18 protein-coding genes and 1 pseudogene are annotated in these 26470 nt (G+C 72.0%); 9 read left to right on the top strand and 10 right to left on the bottom strand.

Annotation, left to right across the window (positions count from 1 at the left end; all coding sequences use genetic code 11):
- Nucleotides 1–16: 16 nt before the first annotated feature.
- The 3 genes from AB0I88_RS03720 to AB0I88_RS03730 form a co-directional block, all read right to left on the bottom strand.
- Nucleotides 17–1687, bottom strand: coding sequence for an EAL domain-containing protein (locus tag AB0I88_RS03720; RefSeq protein ID WP_361017879.1), 1671 nt, complete (start codon nt 1685–1687; stop codon nt 17–19).
- Nucleotides 1688–2026: 339 nt separating this feature from the next.
- The gene (locus tag AB0I88_RS03725; protein WP_361017881.1) at nt 2027–6229 is read right to left on the bottom strand and encodes an AAA domain-containing protein; all 4203 of its coding nucleotides are present in this window, start codon (nt 6227–6229) and stop codon (nt 2027–2029) included.
- A gap of 89 nt (nt 6230–6318) precedes the next feature.
- Nucleotides 6319–7584, bottom strand: a complete 1266-nt coding sequence (locus AB0I88_RS03730; RefSeq protein ID WP_361017883.1) for an RNA-guided endonuclease TnpB family protein — start codon at nt 7582–7584, stop codon at nt 6319–6321.
- Between the two features lie 245 nt (nt 7585–7829).
- Between AB0I88_RS03730 and AB0I88_RS03735 the strand changes: the two genes are divergently transcribed.
- A complete protein-coding gene (locus tag AB0I88_RS03735; protein WP_361017885.1) occupies nt 7830–8738 on the top strand; it encodes a hypothetical protein in 909 nt (302 codons plus the stop codon).
- A gap of 166 nt (nt 8739–8904) precedes the next feature.
- Here the strand turns inward: AB0I88_RS03735 and AB0I88_RS03740 are convergent, their stop codons facing one another.
- Together AB0I88_RS03740 and AB0I88_RS03745 are read right to left on the bottom strand one after the other, a co-directional pair.
- Nucleotides 8905–9573 (bottom strand): hypothetical protein, encoded by a 669-nt coding sequence (locus AB0I88_RS03740; protein ID WP_361017887.1) that lies wholly within the window; start codon nt 9571–9573, stop codon nt 8905–8907.
- A gap of 1056 nt (nt 9574–10629) precedes the next feature.
- Complete coding sequence (locus AB0I88_RS03745) at nt 10630–11007, bottom strand: YbaB/EbfC family nucleoid-associated protein (protein WP_361017889.1); 378 nt, start codon at nt 11005–11007, stop codon at nt 10630–10632.
- Nucleotides 11008–11124: 117 nt separating this feature from the next.
- Between AB0I88_RS03745 and AB0I88_RS03750 the strand changes: the two genes are divergently transcribed.
- The 4 genes from AB0I88_RS03750 to AB0I88_RS03765 all read left to right on the top strand — a co-directional run bounded on the left by AB0I88_RS03750 (nt 11125) and on the right by AB0I88_RS03765 (nt 16274).
- A complete protein-coding gene (locus tag AB0I88_RS03750) occupies nt 11125–12429 on the top strand; it encodes an AAA family ATPase (protein ID WP_361017891.1) in 1305 nt (434 codons plus the stop codon).
- Nucleotides 12430–12465: 36 nt separating this feature from the next.
- Nucleotides 12466–13464: a beta family protein gene (locus tag AB0I88_RS03755; protein WP_361017893.1), complete on the top strand. Its 999-nt coding sequence runs from the start codon at nt 12466–12468 to the stop codon at nt 13462–13464.
- A 21-nt stretch (nt 13465–13485) separates the two neighbouring features.
- Nucleotides 13486–14334, top strand: coding sequence for a bifunctional DNA primase/polymerase (locus AB0I88_RS03760; RefSeq protein WP_361017895.1), 849 nt, complete (start codon nt 13486–13488; stop codon nt 14332–14334).
- A gap of 131 nt (nt 14335–14465) precedes the next feature.
- The gene (locus tag AB0I88_RS03765; RefSeq protein ID WP_361017897.1) at nt 14466–16274 is read left to right on the top strand and encodes a SpoIIE family protein phosphatase; all 1809 of its coding nucleotides are present in this window, start codon (nt 14466–14468) and stop codon (nt 16272–16274) included.
- 310 nt (nt 16275–16584) lie between these two features.
- Here the strand turns inward: AB0I88_RS03765 and AB0I88_RS03770 are convergent.
- Together AB0I88_RS03770 and AB0I88_RS03775 are read right to left on the bottom strand one after the other, a co-directional pair.
- Nucleotides 16585–17976: pseudogene (locus tag AB0I88_RS03770) on the bottom strand (hypothetical protein); the annotation flags it as partial.
- 100 nt (nt 17977–18076) lie between these two features.
- Nucleotides 18077–19123, bottom strand: coding sequence for a hypothetical protein (locus AB0I88_RS03775; protein ID WP_361017899.1), 1047 nt, complete (start codon nt 19121–19123; stop codon nt 18077–18079).
- A gap of 126 nt (nt 19124–19249) precedes the next feature.
- On the opposite strand from AB0I88_RS03775, the gene AB0I88_RS03780 reads away from it, so the two are divergent.
- Complete coding sequence (locus AB0I88_RS03780; protein WP_361017901.1) at nt 19250–19534, top strand: DUF427 domain-containing protein; 285 nt, start codon at nt 19250–19252, stop codon at nt 19532–19534.
- An 18-nt stretch (nt 19535–19552) separates the two neighbouring features.
- On the opposite strand, the gene AB0I88_RS03785 is transcribed toward AB0I88_RS03780, so the two are convergent.
- Both AB0I88_RS03785 and AB0I88_RS03790 read right to left on the bottom strand, forming a co-directional pair.
- Nucleotides 19553–19885, bottom strand: a complete 333-nt coding sequence (locus tag AB0I88_RS03785) for a hypothetical protein (protein WP_361017903.1) — start codon at nt 19883–19885, stop codon at nt 19553–19555.
- A gap of 49 nt (nt 19886–19934) precedes the next feature.
- Nucleotides 19935–20120: a hypothetical protein gene (locus AB0I88_RS03790; protein WP_361017905.1), complete on the bottom strand. Its 186-nt coding sequence runs from the start codon at nt 20118–20120 to the stop codon at nt 19935–19937.
- A gap of 167 nt (nt 20121–20287) precedes the next feature.
- Here AB0I88_RS03790 and fxsA point away from each other — a divergent pair, with 167 nt between their 5' ends.
- The 3 genes from fxsA to AB0I88_RS03805 are packed head-to-tail and all read left to right on the top strand — an operon-like array spanning nt 20288 to nt 24023.
- Entirely contained in the window at nt 20288–20479 is a 192-nt protein-coding gene (gene fxsA / locus AB0I88_RS03795; protein WP_361017907.1) for an FxSxx-COOH cyclophane-containing RiPP peptide, read from the top strand.
- Between the two features lie 14 nt (nt 20480–20493).
- Nucleotides 20494–22314, top strand: a complete 1821-nt coding sequence (locus tag AB0I88_RS03800) for an HEXXH motif-containing putative peptide modification protein (RefSeq protein ID WP_361017909.1) — start codon at nt 20494–20496, stop codon at nt 22312–22314.
- A 47-nt stretch (nt 22315–22361) separates the two neighbouring features.
- Nucleotides 22362–24023 carry a bifunctional diguanylate cyclase/phosphodiesterase gene (locus AB0I88_RS03805; RefSeq protein ID WP_361017911.1) on the top strand — a complete coding sequence of 554 codons (1662 nt, stop codon included), beginning with the start codon at nt 22362–22364 and terminating at the stop codon, nt 24021–24023.
- Here AB0I88_RS03805 and fxsT read toward each other — a convergent pair.
- On the bottom strand, nt 24018–26438 hold the full coding sequence (fxsT, locus tag AB0I88_RS03810; RefSeq protein ID WP_361017913.1) for an FxSxx-COOH system tetratricopeptide repeat protein: 2421 nt from the start codon (nt 26436–26438) through the stop codon (nt 24018–24020). The two genes, AB0I88_RS03805 and fxsT, sit on opposite strands and share 6 nt — an antisense overlap.
- Nucleotides 26439–26470: the final 32 nt, after the last annotated feature.

The following is a 26470-nucleotide window of genomic DNA, read 5'->3' on the forward strand; positions in this document are numbered from 1 at the left end:
CCGGACCTTACCCGGGTCAGCTCCTGCGCAACCGGCCCGGAAGGACCGGCGCCGGACGGCCGATGAGGTAGCCCTGCACGTAGTCGACGCCCAGCTCCCGCAGCATCCGCAGAGTGGCCTCGTCCTGCACGAACTCGGCGACCGTGTGGATCCCGTACGCCTGACAGACCTGCACCAGCGCCCGCACCAGCACCTGGTCCTGCGGGTTGTCGACCAGGTCCACCACGTACTCCCCGTCGATCTTGACGAGGTCGATCGGGAAGAGCCGCAGGTAGCGGAACGAGGCATAGCCGGAGCCGAAGTCGTCCAGCGCCAGACCGCAGCCCAGGTCACGGACCCGGTCGGCGAACCGGCGGGCCTCGCTCAGGTTGCCGATCAGCGCGGTCTCGGTGATCTCGAAGGTGAGCTGCGCCGGATCCACCCGGTAGCGCTCCAGCAGTTTCTCCACCTCGGTGGTCAGCCGTGGGTCGCCCACCGACCGCCCGGACAGGTTCACCTGCAGGCACAGGCCGGGCTGCTCGGCGGCGAGGCGCATGGCCCGCTCCACCACCCACAGGTCGATGTCGAAGACCGCGTCGAGACGTTCCGCGGCGTCCAGCACCTGGATCGGCGACTGCGGGCCGTCGCTCTCGTCGAGCACCCGCAGCAGCAGTTCGTGCCGGGTCACCTTGTTGCTCTGCAACTCGAGGATCGGCTGCGAGTAGAGCGTGAACCGGTCGGTGCCGAGCGCGTCGGCGACCCGGGAACGGTAGGAGCCCTGCCGGTCGCGGACCGGGACCGGGTGCGCCACCAGGGTCAGCGGGCGTTCCGCCTCCCGGGACTGCCGCCACGCCTGCTCGGCGTCGATCAGCAGACCGTGGCTGCCGGCCTCGGCGTCGCGTTCGAAACGCACCAGGCCGCCCCAGACGCAGACCGATCCGCGCAGGCCGTCGACCAGCACACGGGCCTGCTCCCGGGCGGACCGCCAGGTGGTCCGGGCGAACAGCACCGCGATCTCGTTGGGGCCGACCCGCCCGAGCAGGTGCTCCGGGGCGACCTGCTCCTCGAACAGCCGGGCGATGCGGTGCAGCAGATCGGCGTTGTGCTCCGGGCGTACCCCATCGGTTTCTTCGGCCTGGACCCGGAGCACCAGGAGCGCGCCCCCGGCGACGCGCAGCGCGCGGTCTATCTCGTCGGCGAACCGCGCCCGGGTGAGCAGGCCGGTGGCCGGATCCGGCTCGACGAGCGAGGCCTGGACGGTCTCCCCGCGGCGGGTGAGGCGGGCCGACTCGCGGCGGGCGCGCTCGCGGGCCGAGACGTCGCGGACCGTGCCGCGGATGCCGCGCACCGTGCCGTCCGGCCCGGCCATCGGCTCGAGGATGCAGTCGACGTCGAACCAGCCGCCGTCGGTGCGCATCAGCCGGACCGTGATCTGCACGGTGTTCTGACTGGTCCAGGCTTCGGTGATGGCGCCGAGGGCCTTGGCGTGGTCGTCACGGTGGACGTGACGGGCGAGGATCTGGCGGGTCATCCCCTTCTCGGTGGGGGCGCGGCCGACCATCGCGGAGAGCGCGGCGGACCAGACGATCTGGTCACCGGCCGCGGTGTAGGTGAACCACGCGGCCCGGTCGTCGGCGGGCTGCCGGGGCTCCGGCAGGGTGTGCGGCGGCGCGGGCGTCCAGAGCTCCCGTTCTTCGGGCACCGTCATATGCCGCCACCTCCCCCCTTGCGCACGGCTGTTCCCGTAGCCACCAAGACCCCTCACCTATTACGACCTGTCACCGGGCCGAAGTAACAGTGGACGCAAGCGTCAAAGTTTTGACTAATCCGCAGGCAAGGCCAGGAGCAGGGAATTATCGCCCATCCAGAGGAACGAAACAACCGAATGGATGACCTCGTTACCCTACAATTCCACCGAAAAAGCTTTGCCCACTCCATGACAGACAGTCACTACGTGTACTTGCTGTAGAACCTTCCGCATTTCCCTACCCGAATCCCGGCGTCCACATGCACTCAACGCGACGACGATCACGCGGTGCGTGACGAATCAGTCGCCGTCGACCGTGGTGATCTCCAGCTCACTGATCCGTTGCCAGACCGGACGCATCGCCACCTCCGGCTCGCGCGCGAAGACACTGCCACGGATGCGGACGAACACGCAATTCCCCACCCGCTCCAGCACGGACTGGCGCCGCATGTCGCTCTCCCACTGCTCCGGCCCGCGGTAGGTGCCGCCGTCGCACTCGATCGCCAGGCGCCGCCCGTCCGGCGAGTTCAGCACGAAGTCGATCCGGTAGTCCCCGATCCGGAACTGCGGGATCGGCCGATAACCCCGGCCGACCAGAAGCTTCAGCACATCCCGTTCGAAATCGCTCTCGCAGTGCACGGCCGGATCGGCCACCGCGGCCTCCGAGGGCAGATCGATGGCGTACGCGAGAAGCCGCGCCCGGGCATCATCGGCGAGCAGCGCGCCCGGCCGCACCGAGTGGAAGATCCAGAGCTGGTCCCGGGCCCGGGACGCCGCCACGTTGATCCGCCGGTGGTAGTCCCGCTTGGTGAACGCCGCGATCCGGGGGTCCCGCTCCGACACCACGGTCGAGACCAGCACCACGTCCCGCTCGTCGCCCTGGAACGTGTACGCGTCACCGACCCGCAGCCGGCGCGCCTGGATCTCGTCCTCGCCGATCGCCTCACGCAACTGCTCCAGCAGGTACGCGGCCTGCCCACTGCTGGAGAGCAGGCTGACCACGCCGAGGGTGCGGCCGTCGTACCGCGGATCGGCGACGATCTTGGTGACCCGTTCGACCAGCGCCGCGGCCTCCTCCACGTTCACGTCGCCGAATCCGGGCAGCGGCCTGCGCACACCGGTCTCGCAGAACACCGTCTGGATCGGCGGCAGCGCGGGACGGTCCGCCCGCAACGGCCGGATCTTGCCGTCGTAGTAGTTCCGCGACGAGAACTCGATGATCTGCGGGACACAGCGGAAGTGCTCGGTCAGCAGGATCCGCTCCGGCGACCGGCGGACCGCGTGGTCGTACAGGGAGGACTCGGGGTCGAAATGCTCGGCCGACGGCACCCCGCCCAGATGCCGGCGGATCAGGCCGGAGACCGAACCGACGAACCCCAGCTGCGGGCCGATCTGCTGATCGTCGCCGACCACCACGGCCCGTTCGGCGAGCGTCAGCACCGGCAGCGAGAACAGATCCGCCTGGGACGCCTCGTCGACGATCACCACGTCGAACCGGGCGCCGCCGGCGAACTGCTCGATCGCCCGGTCCACCGACATGACCCAGACCGGCACCGCCGACACCGCCGACTCCATGGCCCGCTGCGCGTGCGCCTGCCAGGCCGCGGCGCCCCGCCCGGTACCCTTGCCGATCTTGCGCAGCGCGGTGACCCAGTCGGCCAGCGCGGCCCGGCGCCGGTCGTCCAGCGCCCGGGACACCTCCAGCCACGCCGACGCCACCACCAGCTCGGCCGTCAGACCGCGGATCCGGGAACGGGCCCGCTCCACCCGGCGCGACAGCACCGCCGGATCCACCTCACCGACCACCCCGTCGAACCAGGTCTGGGCACGCCGCCACTCCCACGCCGCAAGTACCGCCTGCCCGGAGACCACCGGATGCTCACCCCCGGCGATCATCGCGGCCCACTCCGGCGCGGCCACGGCCAACCGGTGGTACGCCGCGTCGAACCGCATCACGTCCGGCTGCGACAACACCAGCCGGCGCACCTCGGCGACCGCCTCGTCCCAGCCGTCCAGGGTCCGCCACGCCTCGGCCAGCTCCGGCCACGCCGCCACCCGCTCGGCGACCGCCCTCTCCACGGCCCGCGACTTCTCCAGGCCGAACACCTGGGCCGCCGTCTCCAAGGCGTCGGCCACCCCGGCCAGGCGGGTGGCGTCCACCACCAGCTCGCGCTGCGGCATCAGCGGCGCGATCCGCCGGGCCAGCGGCGGCCAGCGGTTCAGATCGAAGTCGAGCGACTGGTTCGCCTCGGCGAGCAGCCCACCCGCCCAGACCTCCGGATCGCCCCAGCCGCCCGGCGGCTCCGGCACCTGCAACCGCCGCACCCACTCCGACCAGGCGTCACCCAGGCGGCGGCGGGACTGCTCACGGCGTACCGAAGAGGTAGCCAGATCGACGTCGGCCACCGTGCGCAGCGGCTCGCCGTCCACCCGGACCTCATCGGCCAGCCGGAACAGGCCGGGCTGCAACAGACGGCTCAGACCCTTGCCCGCGGCGAACCGCTGACGGATCTCGGCCAGCCGGGAGAGCAGCAGTTTCGGCTCGGCCAGAATCGGCTCCGGCACCGCGATCCGGTGGCCGGTCACCTCCCGGGCCAGAACCGCCAACTCGGCGAAGAGCGACTCGGTCGTCACCACCTGGTCGTTCCACAGGGTGCGCCAGTGCGGGTCGTCCAGCAGCCGGCCCAGCCGGTCGGTCCAGGTGCCCTCACGGCGCTTCAGCCAGGACACCGCCTCGCGCAGATCGGCCAGGAGGTCCGTCATGCCGGTTCGGCGCTCGTCGCGTACCGCCGCCAGATCGACGCCCTGATCCGCCAGGAGTGACATGCGCTCCTCGGTCTCCGCGGCCTTCGCCCGCGCCGCCGCCGCGGACGCGGCGTCCGGCAGATCCGAGATCTCCGGAAGCGGCCGCATCGCGGCCGCGCGATCCTCCGCCGTCAACCGGGCCGCCAACTTCAGCAGGGTGGCGAACTCCTCGATGGTCAGCGGCGGCGGACCGGGCAGCGGATCCGGGATGCCGCCGTGCGCGGCGGCGCGCTCACGCAACCACGCACCCACCTCGGCGGGCATCAGGGCAACCCCACCGATCTGGTACGTCTGAGCCTCGCTCTCCGCGATCAGGCGCAACCCGGCCATGGCCGTCGCCAGTTCGCGCTCCGCCTCCTCCAGGCTGCGGGTCAGCCGGTCCACCCGGCGGGCCTCGGCCTCCTTGTCCAGGGTCGCGGCCCGGTCGGACAGCTCCCGGGCCGCCAGCTGCAACTGCACCAGCTGGTCCGTGGTGCGCCCGAGCACCGCCAGGCAGAGCGGCTGCACCTCCTCCGGCAGGCCGTCGCGGAGCACCCGCAGCGGCTCCTCCTTCTGCGCGACCACCAGCACCCGCTTGCCGTTCGCCATCAGATGACAGATCAGATTGCGGATGGTGTGCGTCTTTCCGGTGCCCGGCGGGCCCTGCACCGCCACGTTCCGATGGTGGGCCAGACGGCGCGCGATCGACTCCTGCGCCTCGTTCGTCGGCAGCGGCATCAGCAGCCGCTCCCCCACCCGCTCCCAGGTCTCCGGGCGGTCGTCCGGCATCAGCAGACGGCTCGGCTCGTGCGCCACCACCGCGGCGAGCGCACCCACCCGGTGCATGTCGCCGCCGGACAGCCCGTCACGCAGACTCTCCAGGAAACCGCGCAGATGACGCTGCCGGGGCCGGGCGAACAACACCGCCACGTCCCGGATGAACGCCTCCCGGTCCGGTCGCCCGTCCGGCCCGTCCACGATCACCCGGTCGAACCCGAGGCGGGACAGCGCCCGCTCGAACAGCTCCCGGCGATCCACGTCGTTCCACAGGTCGACCTCGACCGTGCCGCCCGGGCCGGTCAGCGCGGCCAACTGCGCCAGGTGGCGGTCGTCCAGCCCGGCCAGGGCCTCCACCTGGAGACGGGACGGGCCGGCCGGGGCGACGGAGATCACGGCGCGGTCCGCGTCGTACTCGATCAGAACCGGGGTGGCCACCAGCGGATAACGGACCCGGGCCCCGTCGATCGTGGTCTCCACGATGCCGTGGCCCCAGACCAGCTCGGTGGTGGCGGTCGCCATGTCCAGCTGGTGCATCCGGTCGAAGAGGCGACGGTGCAGGTCACGGGTCTGCTCGGCGGCCGCCGTGAGCAGCGACCAGGGCCGCCACACCTCGTCCCGCCAGGTCTCGAAATCGTCCCCGGCCTCCTCGGCGGTCGGCTCCGCGCCGGCCACCACCTCACCACGCAGCCGGCGGCGCAACCCGGCCGGCACCGCCACCGGGGCGGGCAACTCGGGACGGCCGACACGCAGCCACGAGGCGCCGTCGGCGCCCGGGCCGGCCTGACACCCGGGATGCCGCGGCAGCGCGTGCAGCCAGTGCGCGTCGCTCGGCACGGTGCGCGCCGGACGGTCCATCTGGACCCGGACGGCGAGCAGATAGTCGGCGACCGCAACGGCCCGATCCCGGATCGTGGAGGGCGATTCGCGCTGCTCGGCCATCCCCAGGAGTCTAGGGCCCGGGCTCGATCCTTTGACTTCCTCCCGCCCTATGGACGGGGGATTCCCTTCGGCCTTGCGGCCGAACCGGCTTACGCCGGACGCCTCGCGGTGTGGGGTTCCTGCTTCACGGCCGACCGCAGAAGGGAGGACCCTTGCTGTCTCATATCAGCTCCACAGGCTTCGCCGGGGTTGTGCCCGGCTACGGCTCGTCCAGCCGCAAGGATGTTCTTGGACGCGTTGATGTCCCGGTCGTGGCGGGTGCGGCAGGCCGGGCACGTCCAGTGCCGGGTGGCCAGGTCCAGCTTGGGCAGCAGGTGCCCACAGTGCGAGCAGGTCTTCGAGCTGGGATACCAGCGGTCGATGACGACCAGGGTCCGGCCGGTGCGGGCCGCCTTGTATTGCAGCATCTCGCGGAACTCGGCCCAGCCCGCGTCGGAGATCGACTTGTTCAGCCCGGCTTTCGCGGCGGCCCCGTTGGGGGCGTATGTGCCGTCACGGCGTGGGACGGGTTTCGGCCGGCGGGTCAGGTTCGCGACGGCGAGGTCTTCGACCACGATGGTGTCGGCTTGCCTGATCAGGGTGGTGCTGGTCTTGTGCAGGAAGTCGCGGCGGGCGTTACGCACTTTGCGGTACGCGACCGCGACTCTGGTCTTGGCCTTGCGCCGGTTCGCGGAGCCTTTCTGGCAGCGGGCCAGCCGCCGTTGGTGGCGGGCCAGGTTGCGGGCTTTGCGTTGCAGGTGGCGGGGGTTGGCTATCCGATCACCGTCGCTGGTGACCGCGAAGTCTTTGACGCCGAGGTCGATACCGATCTCGTGGCCGGTGGCCGGCAGTGGGGTGGGCTGGTCGACGTCCATGGCGAAGCTGACGTACCAGCGGCCGTCGGGTTCCCGGGAGATGATCACCATGGTCGGGTCCAGGGTGGCGAAGTCGACGTCGGGGAACGACCACGCGACCCGCAGACCGCCGTCGGTTTTCGCGACCCGAAGCTCGCCGTCCTTGATCCGGAACGCCGACCGGGTGTAGTGCGCCGTCTGGCGGCCGGTGCGGGACTTGAACCGCGGGTAGCGGGCGCGTTTGGCGAAGAAGCCGGCGAACGCGGTGTGCTGGTGGCGCAGCGTCTGCTGCAACGGCACCGACGACACCTCGGACAGGAACGCCAGCTCCTCGGTCTTCTTCCAGGCGGTCAGCGCCGCGTCGGTCTGCTGGTACGAGGTCTTCTCGCCGCGCTGGGAGAACGCCGCCCGCCTTTCGGCGAGGGTCTTGTTCCAGACCAGGCGCACACACCCGAAGGTGCGGTGGAACACCGCAGCCTGTTCGGGAGTCGGGTAGACCCGGCACTTGTACGCCGTACGCATATCGACAGCTTACCGAGAGGATGTCATGAGTCAAGTGTACGCGGGCTTGCTTCCGGACCGTTTCCTCAGACCGTCCCGGCTTCACCGGGCCGCTCCTGACGGAACCGCCAATCCTCCCCGCCCTGAAGGACGCGGCATCCTGGCGGACCTCCGGTGGAAATCAGCCTGTTTCGGGGCGGCGCGCAGGCATAAGGAACCGCTAAGGTACGCGCGCTGATCTTGCATCGAAGCTCTTGGGGACATACGTGAATCAGGAATGGGCGGAGTTGGACGGCAACGGTCACTACTGGCCGGCGCAGCCGCCGGTGATTCCGCCGCCGTTCTACGCCATGCCGGACGACCCGCTGGTCAGCCCGAACTACGAGGGCTGGTGGGCGCGGGCCGGCGCGCTGGCGAAGAAGATCTGGAAACCGGCGCTGAAACTGAACGCGGTCGCGCTCGTGCCGTTGCTGGCCCTGACCGTGCCACCCAACGTCCTGCTGAACATCGAGCTGCGGAAGGCCGAGACGGCGGCGCTCGACCAGACCGAAGCCCCGGACCTCTCCATCCTGACCGGGATGATGGAGGCCGTCGTCTGGCTCCTCGCCGCCTCCATGGTCGCCGCGGTGGTGTCCGCGGTGGTCACCTCGGCCACCGTCCGGCTCGTCGTCCTCGCCGCCACCGGGCAGCCGGTCAGCCTGCGGGAGGCGCTCCGCACCGCGCTGCGCCGTGGCCCCGCGGTGATCGGCTGGCAGATCCTCGGAGGCCTCCTCAGCGCCCTCGCCTTCCTCGCCTGCTTCCTGCCGATCCTGTACGTCGGGGCGGCGCTCATGATCCTGCCGGTGGTGGTCACCATCGAACGGGGTGTCGGCATCGGGCGCAGCTTCTCCCTCTTCCACGCCGACATCGGCGCCAGCCTGGCGCGGGTCGGCAGCATCTTCGCGGTCACCATCGGCGCCTCGCTGGCACTCGCCGGGATCGGATCCGCGCTGGAACTGACCGTCGGCGGCACGCCCGGTGCCGTGGTGTCCAGCCTGTGGAGCGGGCTGTACTACCTGGTCGCCGGCATCTACCTCACGCCGTTGATGGTCACCGCCTATGCGGACATGCGGGCGCGGCGGGAGCCGTTCTCGACCGCCTATCTCACGCCGGAGGCGGAGCGTCCCGCCGCCTGATCCCCGGGGCTCCCCACTGCGGCGCGCCCGCCCCGGCCCTTCCTCCGAGATTGTCCGCTCCGGCCCTTCCGCCGAGGCCTGTCCGATCAGCGCCCAGTGATCATGAGAAAGCCGCATGCGGCGCTCCTTGTGGAGGAACGCCGCATGCGGCTTCTTTCGCTCGCGGTCAGGGGAACTGCATACGGCGCGGGCGCGGGATCACCGGCGGCGGCAGCGGCAGGTCGTCGAGATGGCTCCAGTTCAGGGCGCCGTTGTCGGTGGACTTGATCTCGCCGAGGCAGGCGCGGAGCAGGCCCAGGTTGGGTGCGCCCGCGTAACCGGCGATGACCACCTCGGGTTTCGGCTCGATGCCCCCGATCGCCGCGCAGATCTTGGCGACCTCCCGCTCGTCGACGGCGTCGAGCGGGAGCGGGGTCTCGACCGGCGAGCGGCGCCACGGCGGGCCGAAACGGCGCAACAGCTCGCGGGCGAGACGCCCGAACGAGCGGCCCACCTCGGCGTCCCGCATGGAGATCCGGGCGGATTGGCCGTAACACCACGGCACCACCACATGACCGTTGATCAGAACCAGCTGGTAGACCGAGCGCGGCACGCTGATGATCTCCGCGCCGGGCAGAGTGCCCAGGAACAGGACCAGCTCCTCATAGGGAAGAGGCCAGCGCGGGTTCGCGAGCACACGCTCCATGGTCTGCGTCATGGCTGGGTGAGCGTGCACCTCGCGGTCGATCGCCGTGCTCAAGGCCTCCGGCACCCGGGTCCACAGCTCGTCGGCAACCTTGTCGCCGAACTGTTCGATCAGCCAATCACTCGGACCGACGAGAACGTCTGGACGCATTCCCCACCACCACCGTCCGTGATGCCGACGTCACTGCTGGCTAGAAGAGTTGCACTTCCAATGATCGACTGGAAGGGGCAACGGCGAGATCACAAAAACAACCATGAATGAAATCCAGCATGTTGATCAACGCTTTGCCACAACGACGGAGCGGCAGCGCGGCGAGCCGCGAAACGTGCAACTTGCGCGTTGAAGGACACGCGCAAGTTGCACGTGTGTTTCGCTATTCGCCAGTACCTGACAGTGAACCCGAGAGTTATTTCCAAGTGGTGACACCGAGGCAAACAACGTTTCACCAAGCTTGATCAAATACCGCGCGACCTGCGGTGGCCCGAGTTGATCGATCATCCGGCACCGGAAGGCGGCGTCGGTCCCGGCGGTGAAATGCGTTGCAGTACGCGCGTCCCTTTTCAAGTTCACCTCGCATCGGCGGCCACCCGGCCGGGCCACCCCCGACCGCGCTCGGCGCCACCGCCAAGCAACTGTCGGATAGCCGTCAGTTCGCGCATGAAGCGAGCGGGCGGACGGGAAACGCTCTCCCGCACGGTGCTGGTCACGCCGGGCCGATCCGGCACCGCGCGTCCGGCCGGGGCCCGCGCCGACCGGACCACGCCTGTCGTCTTGCTCACAGTGAACCGCCGCCTCTCCGCCTTTCGCAGCACAGCCACGGGCGTTCCGCCGATTCCCTTGCACCGCCCTCACCAGGAGAAACGTTGCAGCGCTTTCCGGCGGCACCCCCGGGCGGCCGGTCGCCACGCTTTCTTGGCGATTCCAAACCGCTATTCAACAATTCGCTCGATCGACTTCACCCTCACCCAGCAGGCAAGATCCCGGCTTACCCGAGAGTAGATTCGAGACACCCAGAAAAATTGCGGCGGAAAATAACCATTCTGCCGACCGGTTCGTAATGCCGGAGCAGCGGTCAGGGATCAGCCCGCAGCCTGCCAAAGGTTATGGCAGGCTGCGGTACAGACAAACACCGGCAGGCGACCTTTCACCGGCCGGCACCGGCGCCACTGTGACCTAACCTCCCCGGCGCCGGCCGGCGAACACCGGCTAATCGGCTGGGCTCACCCGGACCGCATAGGCGGCGATGACGGCGCGACCGGTCGCGGAATCCGCACCCACCGTCTCGTCGGCCGCGGCCGCCACCGCGGAGGAGAGCCTGCTCCGGGCGGCGCGCAACGTCGCCAGGATCGCCCGCGCCGTGTCGGCGGCCGGCCGGCGGCGGATGCCCTCACCGAGATCGAGCCCCATCAGGTCACCGCCCGGCCCGATCGTCACGGTCACCAGTCCGTCAGGGCTGCGGGCCGTCTCGGAGAGCCGTGCCAGGCGGGCGGAGAGGGCCCGCGTCCTCTCCGCCCGCTCGTCGATGGCGCACCGCCACTCGTCGATCCAGCGCTCGGCGTCGGACAGATCCCGGCCGTCGAACATGACACCCCCTCATCCAGAGTGATGACTTCGCGGCAGACGGTAGCGGGATCGGCGGAAGCGCGGAGACGGCCTGTGGATAACCGCGGTTCCGCCGGGGGCGGGCGATACCGTGCCGGGGTGGGTTCCGAGACGCTCGTCAGCCCGGCCGAGGAGGCCGCCGCCGTCATCTCCGCCGTCCTGAGCGATCTGCTCAGCGGCGGCCATCGCGGGGTCGTCGTCGACTCCCCACCCGGAGCCGGCAAGTCGACGCTGGTGGTCCGCGCGGCCGGCGAGCTCGCCGCGACCGGCGCGCCACTGATGATCGTGGCGCAGACCAACGAGCAGGTCGACGACCTGATCGACCGGCTCGCCACCCGGTCGCCGGAGATCGGGGTGGGCCGGCTGTCCGCGGTCGACTACGAGCCGACCCCCCGGGTGCGGGCTCATCCGCGCTGCCGGGTGGCGGCCAAGGTGGCCGATCTCGGCTCGCCGCCGGTGACCATCGGCACGGCGGCGAAATGGGCGACCGTGACCGAGGGCCGGTGGCCGTGGGCGATCGTCGACGAGGCCTACCAGATGCGCTCGGACGCGTTGTTGCGGGTCGCGCCGCGGTTCGAGCGCGCCCTGTTCGTCGGTGACCCGGGCCAGCTGGACCCGTTCTCGACCGTCGAGGTGGACCGTTGGATCGGCCTCTCGTGGGATCCGATGCAGAGCGCGGTCACCGTGCTGCTGCGGCACAATCCGGAGCTTCCGGTGCACCGGCTGCCGGTCTCCTGGCGGCTGCCCGCGTCGGCGGCGCCGGTCGTGGCGCGGGCCTTCTACCCGTTCACCGGGTTCCGGTCGGGGACCGGGCCGGGCGACCGGGCGCTCACCTTCGAGCAGCCCGCGGAGGACCCGTTCGACACGGTGCTCGACACCGCGGCGGCGACCGGCTGGGGGCTGCACGAGTTGCCGGAGCGCTTCACCGTGCGTACGGATGCGGAGGCCGCCGCGGCCTGTGCCGGGCTGGCCGCACGGGCCCTGACCCGCGGGGGGATCGCCGTCTCCGAGTCCGGGAGCGGGCCGCTCACCCCGGAGCGGATCGCGATCGGCGCCGCCCACCGGGACCAGGTGGCGGTGATCCGCTCCCTGCTGCCACCCGAGGCCGCCGAGGTCACCGTGGACACGGCGAACCGGCTGCAGGGCCGGGAGTACGACCTGACCGTGGTGCTGCACCCGCTCTCCGGGCGGCGCGACGCCACCGCCTTCCACCTGGAGTCGGGGCGGCTGTGCGTGCTGACCTCACGGCACCGGCACGCCTGCGTGCTGGTGGCCCGGGCCGGGATCGCCGAGTTGCTCGACGCGCACCCGTCGACCGAGCCGGTCCACCTCAACGTGCCGGTCAAGTTTCCGGACGGCTGGGAGGCGAATCAGGCGATGCTCGCCCATTTGTACCGAACGTAACCCAACGGTAACCGTCGATACGTCTACCGTGGGGGCATGGCGTTCGACGGGGCCTATCTCCCGATCCTGCGACCCCGGCGGGGCGAGCTCACCGCGCTGGCGCACCTCACCGCGGAGGAGGCCGGCCGGGTCACCCCGATCGTCGAGCTGGAGCCGGACAGCGGTCTCCTCACCATGCTTCGGGAGCTGCGGCCGCGTACCGGGACGATGGCCGTCGACTTCGGACAGCTGCCCGAGATCGACGCCCCGGAACTCTTCGCCGGGCGGATGGCCGGACTCGGCCTGACCCTCATCCCGGTGCTGCGGCCGGACGAGAGCGGCCCCCGCCTGGCCGCGCACGGCCGGGCCGCGCGGATGCACCGGCGCCGGGCCGTACTGCGGCTGCGGCCGCACGCCGACGCGGGCAACCCGGCCGAGGCCGACGCCGTCACCGAGCGGCTGCTGCGCGCCTCCACCCTCGACCCGGACGACGTGGACCTGCTCATCGACCTGGCCGAGACGGCCTGCTCGGCACACGCCACCGAGGTCGAGGACCGCGCCCGCCGGGTGCTGCGCTGGGCCCGGGCGACACCGTGGCGTTCGATCAGCGTGGCCTCCGGCGCCATGCCACCCAACCTCGACGACCTGCCGACCGACCGGCCGGTGGCGGTGGGCCGGCTGGACGCCCGGATCTGGGCGCGGCTCGGCGAGCCCGGCGTGGGGTACGCGGACTACGGCGTGACCTCCCCGGTCCGGCGGCACGGCGTCCAGCATCACCGGCAGTTGCCGACCCTGCGCTACACCACCGAGTCGGACTGGTGGATCTACCGCTGGGCCCGGCGCGGCGGCCGCAGCGACGACCGGTGCCACGACCTCTGCCGCACGCTGGTGACCTCACCACAGTGGCCGGCGGCGGGCGCCCGCTTCTCCTGGGGCGACGCCGAGATCGCCAGACGGGCCCGGACCGCGCGGGGCGCCGGCAGCTCGGCCAGCTGGATCGCGTGGAGCACGTCTCATCACATCGCGCACGTTCTGCGGGCTCTGCCGGGGCCCTGAAAATGTCGTACGGTTGTTCTAATGTCGCTCACGGCTGCCCTCGCGTACGCCCGGCACGGCATCCCCGTCCTGCCGGTGCACACGCCTGACCGGGGTGGCGTCTGTTCCTGTCATCGAGGAGCGCGATGCGACAGTTCCGGCAAGCACCCACGGCTGCGGCACGGCCTCAGCGAGGCCTCGACCGATCCGCGCCAGATCCGGTTGTGGTGGACGTTCTGGCCGCGCGCCAACGTGGGCCTACGGACCGGCGTGGTGATGGACGTGGCCGACGTCGACTCGGCCGACGGCTGGCACGGGCTGCGCCATCTCCTCGGCGGCGACGTCCCCGCCGGGCCGCAGGTGCGCACCGGCGGTGGCGGCCGCCATCTGTGGTTCCGCCCGACCGGCTACGGCAACCGGGTCCGGCTGCTGCCCGGCCTCGACTGGCGCGGGGCCGGCGGCTACGTTCTGGCCCCGCCGTCGAGGCACGCCGGTGGCGGCGACTACCGCTGGATCCAACGGCCGGTGGCGGCCCTGCCCCTCGGCCCGCCGGCGCTGCTGGCGCTGATCGCGGGCCCGCCCCCACCCGTCCGGGAGGAGCGCCCGCTCGCACATCCCGGCCGCTATGCGGAGGCGGCCCTGGAGTCGGAGGCCGACCGCGTCGCCCACGCCCCGGTCGGTGCGAGGAACGACACACTCAACCGGGCCGCCTTCGCGCTCGGCCGGCTGGTCGGGGCCGGACTGCTGGACGAGCCGACGGTGCGCTGGGAGCTGACCGCGGCCGCACGGCACGCCGGGCTCGGCTGGCCGGAGATCCGGAGCACGCTGCGGTCCGGCCTGACCGCCGGGCGGCGGCAGCCGTTCGAGCACGATCCCTCACACGCGGCCTGACCGGTGGGATCACCCGGATAACGGGGTCGGGTCGTCCGTTCGGCCGAGTCGAAACGGATGATCGGGTCAGGTCTCGACGGGCCTCCCCGCTCCTCCCGCCGGTAGCCTGGCAGCGAACCGGCCGGGGGGCGATGGTGCTTCAGTGGGACCTGATCGGCGATGCCGAGCGCAGCGTGCTCGCCGATCCGCTACGCCTCAGGTCGGTTCGACGGCTCATCGGCGGCCCCGTTCCCGACGAGGCTTTCGACCGGGTGGCGATGCTGGTTCGCAAGCTGGTCGACGCACCGATGGGCGTCGTCTGCCTGGTCGATCTGGACCGTCAGGTGCTCGCCGGCCAGGTCGGCGTTCCCGACCCGCTGGCCACGATCCGCGAGATGCCGCTCACCCACTCGTTCAGCCGTCACGTCGTCGTGGCCGGGGAGATGCAGGTCATCACGGATGTCCGTGCCGACCCGCGGATGAAGGACAACCCGGCGATCGCCGAACTGGGCGCCATCGCGTATGCGGGAGCGCCGATCACCGACCCCGACGGGCTCATCGTCGGCACCCTGTGCGCCGTCGACCTGGAGCCACGCGTCTGGACCGCCAGTGAGATCGCCCTGCTCAGCGAGCTCGCCGCGGTCTGCTCCTCGGAGGTGTGCCTGCGCATCGCCCGGGCCGCCGCGGAGGAGGCCCGGCTGGCGGCCGAGTCGGCGCACCACCAACTGGAGCTGCTCGCCGAGCTGACCGAGTCACTGGCCGCCACGATGGACGTCGACGAGGCCATGCGCCGGCTCGGCGGGATCGTCACGACCCGGCTCGCCGACTGGTGCGTCGTGGCGGTCGCCGACGACCCGGGCGGTCCGGCATCCGTCGCGGCCACCCACCGCGACCCGGACCGGGCCGCCGACATGGAGCGGCTCGCCGAGTTGGTCGTCTCCTCCCGGGCCGACCTGCGCTCGATGCTGCTCGCCGTCCGGCGCGGTGGCCGGCCGGTCCGCACCGGCGACGGCGCGGCCGAGCTGCGAGGCCGGATCAGGGACGCCGAGCTGGCCGAGATCACCCTCCGGGCCGGCTTCGGGGCGTCCGTCATCGTGCCGATCACGTCACCGGTGCGGCACCGGGCGCTCGGTGCGGTGCTGTTGGTCAAGCGGCCTGAGCGAAACAGTCTCACCGCCGCCGAGGAGTGGACCGCCGCGGAGATCGGCCGCCGGGCCGGGCTCGCCGTGGAGAACAGCAGGCTCTACCGGGAGCAACGGCACGTCGCCGAGGTGCTCCAGCGCAGCCTGCTCACCGAGCTGCCGGACATTCCCGGCATCGGGCTGCACGCCCGCTACCTGCCGGCGCAGGACGGCGCGGCCGTCGGCGGCGACTGGTACGACGCCTTCGCCCAACCGGACGGCAGCGTCGTCGTCGCGGTCGGCGACGTCTCCGGGCACGACATCGAGGCCGCCGCGACCATGGGGCAACTGCGCAACCTGGTGCGGGGGGATGCGTATGGGCGGGACGAGGAGCCCGGCGCCCTGCTCACCGCGCTCGACAACGCGCTGCACGGCCTGCGGGTGCCGGCGTCCGCGACAATGGTGCTGGCCCGGGTTCGCAAGGCGGCGACCGGCTACTCGATCAGTTTCGGCAACGCCGGCCATCCACCGCCGCTGCTGCTCCTGCCGGACGGCTCCGTCCAGGCCTGGTGGGTGCCGCCGGAGCCGTTGCTCGGCCTGCCACCGCGCGAGCCACGCACCTCCAACCACCGGTATGTGCCACCCGGCTCGACCCTGCTCCTCTACACCGACGGCCTCGTCGAGGACCGCGATCAGCTCCTCGACGACGGGATCGACCGGCTCTCCGCGGTTCTCCGCGCGCATGCCGACCGGCCCGGCGACGAGTTGTGCGCTCGCCTTCTGGAGGTCGCACCGCACCGCAGCGACGACATCGCCCTCCTGCTGGTCCGTCTCGGTTGACCGGGGGTCAGCGGCTCTCCCTTTCCGGGGTACGGGGCGACTGTCCGGCGGGCACACTCGCGCCGTCTTGTGCGGCATCGATGTCGGCGGGCTCAGCGTTGTCGGCGGGTTCCACGGGCACGGTCGGCTGCGCAGGAGTGGTGAGCTGCTCCCGGACGGTGAGTTTCTCCCCGTCGGCTGACACCGCGAGGGCGGCGGGCACGGCGGGCACGGCGTTGTCAGTAAGCACGGCGGGCTCGGCGTTGTCAGTAAGCACGGCGGGCTCGGCGTTGTCAGTGAGCACAGCGGGCTCGGCGGGTGGGGTGGCGTCCGGAGGGCCGCCGTGGGTCCATGGGGTTTCGGCGGGGTCGGGAAGGGCGCCGCCGGGGCGGTAGGCCTCGCTCAAGGTGGTCAGGATCAGTCGTTCACCCACGGCGGGCACGGAGCCCGGCTCGGCCACCAGTTTGCGGCCCATGCCGCCGGAGAGCTCCAGGAGGACGTCGTGGCCTTCCGGGGCGGCCGGGGTCACCGAGATGACCCGCGCCTTCTGGGACGGGCGGGCCGGCGAGGTCAGGGAGGTGCCGGGTTCGACGCGGACCGGCTCCGTGGTGTGGACCATGATGCGCGGGCGGAGGACCGGGCGTTTGCCGCTGTCGTCGACGCGGTCGGCTTTGGCGAGGGTGACCACTCCGGCGAAGGCGGCACCGGTGAGGCGGTGTTCGGCCAGGACCAGCGGGTCGTCGAAAGCGCGCTGGACCGCGTAGCGGGTGGCGGCGTTCTCGAGACGCTGCAGGCGGGCGGCGGCGGCCACCGCCCCGTCGCGGCGGGGCTGGGGTGGGCCGCCTTCGGCCAGGTGCTGGGTGAAGGCGGTGAAGGCGTCCCGGTCGGTGTCCCAGCGCAGCGACACGCGGTCGCCGGCGGGCATGCGGCGGAGCAGTGCCAGGGCGCGCCACATCCGTTCCCAGGTGGGGAGCAGCAGGTCGCGGAGCACCTCGGGGAGTTCGGCGGCGGAGCGTCCGATGAGCGGGGCCAGGACCCGGTTGTCGAAGTCGGGGTCGGTGGCGGGGCCGGCGACGGGACCGTTCTCGGCTTCGCGGGCGGCGGCGGCGCCGGATTCGATCCAGGCCAGCTGGACGCCGAACTGGGCGTCCTCGGCGCCGCTCTGTCCGGTCGCCCAGTGCAGGCCGAGCGCCTGCACCGCGTTGACCAGCAGCGACGAGCCGGGCACCTCGGCCGTGTTGGTGAAGAAGGTGAGCCACCGCCCGAGCAGCGGGACGGTGGCCGGGACCGGGTTCTCGCCATCGACGGTACGGAAGCGGGTGGACCGCCCGAAGAGCCGCAGGAAGTCGATGCCGCCCGGGTTGGGCACCCAGATCTGCGGTGCGTCGACGTAACGCTGCCGGACGTCCTTGCCCCGGTCGACGGGCACGTCCTCGGTCAGGTCGGTGAACGAGTCGAGGTAGGGGACGAGCACCTCGGCGAGTTCGGCGGCGAAGGCGAACCGGTCGTCCCGGTTCCGCGGTTGGGCCACGGTCAGCAGCCGGGGTCGCTGCGGGTCGGTGCCGACCAGTGCGGCGAGGGGCGCGTTCGCCTCTCCCGCCATGGCCAGCGGGATCAGGATCAGCGGATGCTCGTGTACGTGCAGGTGGCGCACGGTCGCAATGGGTTGCGCCCGCCCTTGCGCGACGGCCTGCGCTCGCGCGAGCGCGGTCAGCGTGCTCACCTGATCACCCCGGCCGAAACCGGGAGCTTCACCTGCGAAGGTGAGAACGCGACCGGCGAGGACGAAGCCTCCGGGGATGCCGGCGAAGACCGGTCCGGGGTCAAGGAAGGACCTCGGCGCGCAGCCGGAGGGCGGCTCGCAGCATCGCCGCGGCCTCGGCCTGTTCCTCGGTGGGCTCCTGTGCCCCGGTGGCGAGCGCCAGCACCTCGTCGACGGTTTCGATGCCGCCGAGGGACTCGCGGACGGTACGGCCGAGCGCCGCCGTGCTGCCGGCCGCCTCGCTGCGGCAGAAGACGGAGAGTTCGCAGGCGGAGAGGCATTCCGGCGCGTACCGGGCTTCGATGTGGCCGAGCGCCGTGATCAGCCGCTGCGGGTCGAGGGTGAGGTCGAAGCTGAGGTCCGGGGGCAACGCCGCGGCGAGCGCGTCGACGGAGGCGAGCCGGGACAGTTGGCGGCGCAGGGTGGAGAGCTGTTTGCGCACGTCGAGCACGACGGCGGTGGGCCGGAGTGAGAAGTTCTCCGGGCAGACGAGGACGACGTCGTGGCTGACCAGCGACGGGTCCTGGCCGAGGCGTTCCAGCAGGGCGCGCAGGGCGAGCACGTAGACGGCGGCCTGCACGGCCGCCCCGGAGACCTTGGCGCTCTCCGCCTGGCCGTCGATGATCGCGAAGGACTTGATCTCGACGACCTGAAGGCGGCCCTGGTGGGCGTACGCGATCAGGTCCGGCTCGAGGTAGACGGTCTGCCCGGCCACGTCGAGGGTGAGCAGTGGATGGTCGATGAGGGCGGCCGAGGCGCCGGCGAGGAGTTCGGCGGTCCGGTCGTGCCGTGAGCCGAGGGTGTCGTCGCTGTCAGCGCCCAGGTCCTGGTATCCGACGCCGAGGTCGACTTCGAGGACGGACCGCAGCAGGGCGCAGTCGTCGGCTTTGAGCATGGCTTCGAAGGCGTTGCCGCGGGACAGGGCGAACCGGCTCTGGCCGAAGCTGCCGGGGTAGCCGACACGTTCGGCGAGTTTGATCTTGTCGATGCCGGCCGCGTCGAGGACGGCCCGGCGGTTGCAGCCGGGGTTGCCGGTGAGCGCGGCGATGGTCCGCGCGTTGTGACGCTTCGGCCGCCCGGAGCCGCGCAGCTGGTCAAGACGTGACATCGGATCCGTTCCTGAAGATCGGAAACTCGACTCTAGAACGTCGAAATCGAAGCGGCAATTCACCCACGGGAGGTGAATGAATCGCACATATCAGACAGGTGGTCGGGAGCGCGCTACGTTCGGGGCATGCCGAAGGCCATCTGGAACGACGAAGTGATCGCCGAGAGCGACGACACGGTGGTGCTCGAGGGCAACTACTACTTCCCCCTCGCCAGTGTCCGTGAGGATGTGCTCGTCCCGTCGGAAACCCACACCGTCTGCCCCTGGAAGGGCAAGGCGTCCTACTACTCGCTCCGGGCGGACGGCCAGGTCGCGGCGGACGCCGCCTGGTTCTACCCGGACCCGAAACCGGACGCCTCGGCGGTCCGTGACCGGGTGGCGTTCCGCAAGGACGTCCGCGTCGAGGCCTGAACAACCCCGGAGGCCCGCTCACGTGATTCGCGGGTGGGCCTCCTCGATCCTCGTGACCTCCAGATAATCGAGCATGTCGCGCTGCTCCTCCGGCCCCAGCGCGGAGAACGCGGCGTACGCCTCGGCCCGGGCATGCGTGGTCTCCGCCGCCAGCAGCGCGATGATCGCCGACCAGGCCAGGGAGACGCGGTCGAAGAGCCGCGCCCGGCGCAGGGACGTGAGCCGGGACAGCATCGCCACCTTGGTCGCCGCGTCGTCGTCGAGGGCGACCCGGTCGCAGAGCTCGAAGAGGGCCCTCCCCCGGTAGGGGTGCTCGGACTCGATCATCCGGGCCAGTTCGGCGTTGCTCATCCGGTCGACCGCCGGCGCCGGCCCGCGCCGCGGCAGAGACGCGCCGGGGTCACCGTGCACGGCTGTCCCGTCCGCTCTCGAATCCGTTGCCCGGCGCCTGGTGCGGCAGCGTGGGGGTGTGGTCAAAGGTCGGGAAGTCCGGCGCCGGCATCACCGGCTCCTCGACGTCGGCCGCCGGCTCGTCCGGTCGCGGCTCGTCACCGGACCGCACGGGGGCCTCATCGAAACCCAGCACTTTGCCCTCCGTTACCTGATTACTGCGGTGTTGCCCCATGAGATCACGGCCGCGCCAGCCCCGCGAGCACCCACCGTGGTGACTCCCAACGCTCACCCGACCCGGCGACCGCCGTAACCTTCAGGCAACGCATCGATGGCCACGAGCGGCTCGCGGAGGAGGACACCGTGCACGAGGAACAGGATGACGGCGACCCGGCGGAGTGGCGCTCCGTGATGATCGACCTCTCCGGTTCCTCCCTCGCGGACCTGGTCGCGCGGGCCGGACAGGACGACTCGGCCCTCGCCCGAGCGTTACGCCGGGTCACCGAGGACGGCCGGTCCGGCGAGCCGATCGCCGGGTTCAACTCCGCGCTCTGAGCAGCGGTCCGCCCATGACCGTACAACGCTTCCGGCTCAGCGACGCCGCCCTCACCGCGCTCGGCGCCGGGCGTCCCTCCGGGGACACGCTCGGCGTGCTTCGCCGCGCCGAGTTCAGCCGCCACCTGCTTCTCCTCCGCGAGGTGCGGCGCGCGCTTCCGTCAACCCCTGTCTGGTACGCGAGAATCGCGGCCGGCGACACAAGTTCCGCCCGGGACTGGATCGCCGACCCGATGACCGGCCTGTGGGCCGCCGAGGCGCTGCTCCGGGGCCCGTCCGCGATGCCCGCTCCGGCCCCACGCGGCCGTCCGCTCACCGCCTCGTGCGACGGCCTGACCCTGTCGGTACGCCTGGAGGACGCCGACCCGGCCCGCACCCACCTGGGTCTGGTCCCGTCCACCCCGCTCACCCCCGGCGAACTGGCGCACTGGCGCTTCTGTCTGGAGCACGCCTGGACGCTCCTGGTCCGGGAGCACCGCCCGGCCGCCGTCACGCTGGCCGGAGTGCTCCGGGTGATCGTCCCGGTGGAGCCGGATCCGGCCGCCGAGGGAATCAGCGCCACGTCGGCGGAGGCGTTCGGGGCGGTCGCCATGTCGGCCCCACCGGACCCGGTCGCCTTGGCCGTGGGTCTGCTGCACGAGACCCAGCACAGCGTCCTGAACGCCGTCCACCTGCTCTTCGACCTGGTCCACCCGGCAAGAGCCGGCCAGACGGAAGCTGGCTCCCCGGACGGACGGTCCACGGACCGGCAATCCGAGGACCCGCGATCCGAGGACGCACGGACCGGGGACGCACGGACCGAGGACGCACGGACCGAGGACGCACGGACCGAGGACGCACGGACCGGGGACGCACGGACCGCTGAGGGACGGTCCACGGACGGGGCGCTGCCGGGAGAGTCGCACTACTCGCCGTGGCGGAATGATCCGCGGCCGGCTCTCGGGGTGCTGCACGGGGCCTATGCCTATCTGGCCGTCACCCGGTTCTGGCGGGCTCGGGCGGGCCGGGCCGCCGAGTTCGAGTTCGCCCGCTGGCGGGCCGCCGTCGCCGGGGCGGCGTCCGGGCTGCTGGACGGCGGTGAGCTGACCTCCGCCGGGGCCCGGTTCGTGACGGCCCTGCTCGGGGAGGTGCGGCCGTGGCTGGGCGAACCGGTGGATCCCGAGGTGGAGCGCCTGGCCGTCCTCGCCGGCACCGATCACCGGCTGCGCTGGCGGCTGCGGAACCTGACGGTGGAGCCGTCCGGCACGGCCCGGCTCGTGGCGGCCTGGCGGTCCGGGCGGCCCGCGCCGGAGGTGGCCTCGGTTCCGGTGCCGGGCGGGGGCCGGGCGCTGGAGAACAGTTCCCGGTTGCGCTTGGTGAAGGCGCTGCTGAAGGGTGAGTGGGCAGCTCAGCCCGGCGGTCGCGGCAATGGCTCGGACGACGCCTGCGTGCGGGGTGCCGACGACAGCGCACGAGCGGCGTACGAGAAAGATCTTGAAGTTGATCGTGGGGACGACTCGGCCTGGGCGGGCCTCGCCCTGGTCTCCCCGCACCCGGCCGTGCGCGCCCGGCCCGAGGTGGTGCGTGCCGTGGCGCGGGCGGTCCCGGAGGCGAGGATCGCGGATCTCGCCGACTGGTTCGGATGGACCGGCGACGGAGGAACCAGCACAGAGACGGCCGGGAGACCAGGCAACGAAGAGACCCGCACAGAGACGGCCGGGAGACCAGGCAACAGAGAGACCCGCACAGAGACGGCCGGGAGACCAGGCAACGAAGAGACCCGCACAGAGACGGCCGGGAGACCGGGCGACGAAGGGAGCGGCACGGAGGCGAGCGGGAAACCCGGCCGCGGATGACTCAACCACGCCCGGCCGGGACCGATGTGTCTCGCCGGAGGTGGAACGTGGGTCGCAACGCTCTGTGGGACCGGTTTCGGGCCGTCGTCGACGACTCGGTGGTGCTCGCGTCGCTGGTTCTGCTGGCCTGGCCGGCGGTGGATCCCGTCCAGCCTGGCGGGCTGACCGGCCGTGTCGTGCCGCTGCTGGCGACGATCTGTCTGGGTCTGGCCGTGCTGCTGCTGGACACCCGGCGCGGCCTGCTGCGGTACGCCACGGTGGCGTTCGCGCTGGCCACGATGGGCATCCGGCATCTGGCCGGGGATCTTCATCCGGGCGCGATCTGGCTGGTGCTGATGGTCGCCGGGGCCGGGCTGCTGCGGCAGTTCCTCAGCCACCGGAGCGACCCGGACCGGAACCGGCAGCAGACCCTGCTCGCCCAGCAGTCGTTCCGGGATCCGCTGACCGGCCTCGGCAACCGGCGGATGTTCGTCGAGTACGCCGAGGAGGTGCTGGCCGAGCCGGCCCGCACCAAGACCGCGGTGATCGTGGTCGACCTGGACGGCATGAAGGACGTGAACGACATGTTCGGGCACGCGGCCGGCGACGATCTGCTGCGTGCCGCGGCGGAGCGGCTGTCGGTGAACGTGCGCGCCAACGACACCGTGGCCCGTCTCGACGGTGACGAGTTCGTGGTGCTGCTGCCCGGTCTGGAGGACGAGCACGCCGCGGTCGCGGTGGCGGAGCGTGTCCTCACCGAGTTGCACCGCCCGCTGCAGATGGGTGAGATCGGGCTGAGCATCCGGGCCAGCGCCGGCGTGGCGATCACCGACGGCGGCGACGGGCTGGACGGTGTGCTGCGCCGTGCCGACCAGGCCCTGATCCGGGCCAAGCGGGACGGCGGCGGGGTGGCCCGCCGGTTCGATCCGGTGTTGTTCGCGAAGGCCGAGCAGCGGCGCCTGGCCGAGCAGGATCTGATGCGCGGGCTGGAGGCCGGCGAGTTCGAGGTGTACTACCAGCCGATCGTGGACCTGAACGCCGGTGGCATGACCGTCGGTGTGGAGGCCCTGGTCCGCTGGCGGCATCCGAAGAAGGGTCTGGTCCCGCCGGCGCTCTTCCTGGAACTGGCCGAGCAGTTGGGGCAGGTGCCCCGGCTGGGCGGCTGGGTCCTGGAGGAGGCCTGCCGGCAGGCGCTGACCTGGCAGGACCGGTTCCCCGGCTTCGAGCTGAACGTCAACCTGTCCGCGTCGCAGCTCACCAACCCCCGTCTCGTGGACGAGGTACGTGAGGTGCTGGTCCGGACCGGCCTGCCGCCGCAGGACCTGGTGCTGGAGCTGACCGAGTCGGTGGCGCTCACCGACCTGGTCGAGTCGGCCCGGGTGCTCGGCGCGCTCAAGGAGCTCGGTGTGCGGATCGCGCTGGACGACTTCGGCACCGGTTTCTCGTCGCTCAGCCACCTCAGCGCGCTGCCGGTGGACGTCGTCAAGATCGACCGCTCGTTCGTGCAGGCGATGCCGGAGACCGGTGGGGCTTCGGTGGCGGAGGCGGTGCTGCACATCGCCCGTACCTTCAACCTGTCCCCGGTGGCCGAGGGCGTGGAGGATGCCGGGCAGGCGGAACGGCTGCGTGAGCTGGCCTGTGGCCGGGCCCAGGGTTACCACTTCGCCCGGCCGATGCCGGCCGTCGAGGTGACGAACCTGCTCGACAAGCAGTCGGCGGAGGTCCTATAGCGGCGGCAGGTCGATCTCCGTCTCCACGGCTTGACCGGCGGCGGTCACCCGGAACACCGGGTGGCCGTCGCTGTACGCCTTGGCGAACGAGTCGATCGCCTGCTGCCGGGCCGCGTCGTCGCCGCCGGTGAGCGCCAGGTTCCACGAGCAGGCCACGGTGTCCGGGTGATCCGGTCCGCGGACCGCCCGGGACCGGCGCAGCGTGTCGGCGGCCAGCTCCCGGGCCTGTTGTGCCTCGCCCACCGCGACGAGATCGGCGGCCAGCCCGTTGGCGCAGCTCAGCGCGAACGGATGGTCGGCGCCGACACTGCGCCGCAGACCGCCGAGGACCTCCTCGTCGATGGTCCGCGCCTCGGGGTGCCGGCCCGCCGTCCGGACCACGCCGGCCAGTCCGGCGGAGGCGGCCAGCGTGAACGGATGCTCGTCGCCGAGCACCGCGTGGTATCGGATCACGGCGCGTTCCAGCAGCTCGTGGGCGTGGTCGAGGTCGCCGTCGGCGCGGGCGCAGTGTGCCGCCGACACCGCGGCGGCCAGCGTGTCGACGCTCAGTTCCCCGAACCGCTGCCGGCAGGCCGCGAGGTTCCTCTCGGCCAGCGCACGCGCCGACGGGTCGCCACGGCGGCGGGCGGCCATCGCGGCGAACCGGCCCGCCCAGAGCGCGAAGAGGTGGTCCTCCGGGAGGCCGGCGGCCCGGCCGGCCAGTACGTCGGCGGCGCCGGCGTAGTCGCCGAGGCCGAACAGGTCGTAGGCCAGCGCGGCCCGGGACGCCACGATCTCCGGATGCCCGTCCACGAAGATCGCCTGCCGGTGCCGCAGCACCTGCTCGTCCAGCGCCCGGGCGCCCCGGAAGTCGCCGAGCAGCCGCAGGTCGGCAGCGAGATTGTTGGCGCAGCGCAGCGCGGTCGGGTAGCTCTCCCCGAACAGGCGCCTGTACCGCACCAGGTTGTCGGCGTCGAGTTGCCGGGCCTGGCCGAAGTGGCCCTGGATCCGCAGGTCGCCGCCGACGCTGTTGGCGGTGGACAGGGTCGCCTCGTCGTCGGCGCCGACCGCCTCCCGCTGGGTGCGCAGGGTCTGCAGGTTCAGGTTCCGCGCGTCCGCCGTACGGCCGACCGCCCGCAGCGCGTTGGCCAGGTGGAAGGCGGCCAGCAGGGTCTGCTCGGCGGACTCGCCCAGCGCGTCGCGCCAGCGGGCCATCGCCGAGGCGGCCAGGTCGCGGCTGGAGTCGTAGTCGCCGCGGGCGAAGTGGTACCGGATGCAGTTGATCACCAGCTGGCGGACCTCCTCGGCGTCGCCGCCGAGCAGGTCGGAGTGGATCAGGTGCGGGGCCAGTTCGGCGTACCGGTACCAGCCGGCCGGGTCGTCGGGGTCGCCCGGGTCGGCGGCCGCCAGCATGCCCCGGACCGTACGCTGCAGTGCCGCGTGCCGTTCCGAGCTGAGCTCCTGCCCGAACATGCCCCGGATCAGCGGGTGCACGGTGAGCCGCTCCCCCGCCGGGTCCAGGTCGGCCAGGCCGTACCGGCTGATCCGGCGCATCGCGGCGCGCAGCCGGCGCTCGACGCGGAGGGTGCGGGCCAACTCCGGTTCCAGCGGCAGGGTGCGGGCCGCCCACAGCAGCCGCCACGCGATCGGCGCGCTGGCCAGGAAGGTGCACAGCTCCAGCAGCATCCGGTCGGCCGGGGCGGCGGCGCCGAGCGCCTCGGCGGCCAGTCCCCAGGCGACCCGGACCGGGGTGGGGAAGGCCAGCTCGGCGGCGCGGCGCTCGTGGTCGGCCAGGTAGGCGTCGGCGGCCCGGCCGGTGGCCTCGCGGACGGCGGACGCCAGGTCGAGGGCCATCGGCACGTCGTCGAGCCGGGCGGCGATCCGGTCGGCGTCGGCGGGGGACAACTCCGGGGCGCGGGACCGCAGCAGGTCCACACTGTCCGCCCGGGAGAACACCGGCACCGGCAGGGCCTGCGCCACCTCGGCGGTCCAGCGCGGGTTGCGGCTGGTGACCAGCACGTGCCCGGCGCCGCTGGGAAGGTACGGCGTGATGTCCTCGGGCCGGTTGGCGTTCTCGAAGACGACCAGCCAGTTGCGGTAGGGCTCGCCACGGCTCAGCGCGTCGCGGACCGCCCCGAGCGTACGGTTCAGATCACGCGCCTCCGGCACTCCCAGCACCTGGGCCAGTCCGGCCAGCGACGCCCGGGTGCCGGCGTTCTGCTCGGCGGGGATCCACCAGATGAGGTCGTAGGCTTCGGCGTGACGGTGGGCATACTCGACGGCGAGCTGGGTACGCCCGGTGCCGCCGAGTTGATGCTCCGGGCTCGGCAGCAGCACCACCGGACCGTTGCCGAGCAGGCCGCGCACGCGGGTCAGCAGGTCGTCACGGCCCACGAAGCGGGGGTTGCGCGGCGGCAGGCCACCACGGATCGGCATGTCGATTACCGTACGTGGAACCATGGCCACAG

Source organism: Actinoplanes sp. NPDC049802 (assembly GCF_040656595.1).
Classification (GTDB): Bacteria; Actinomycetota; Actinomycetes; order Mycobacteriales; family Micromonosporaceae; genus Actinoplanes.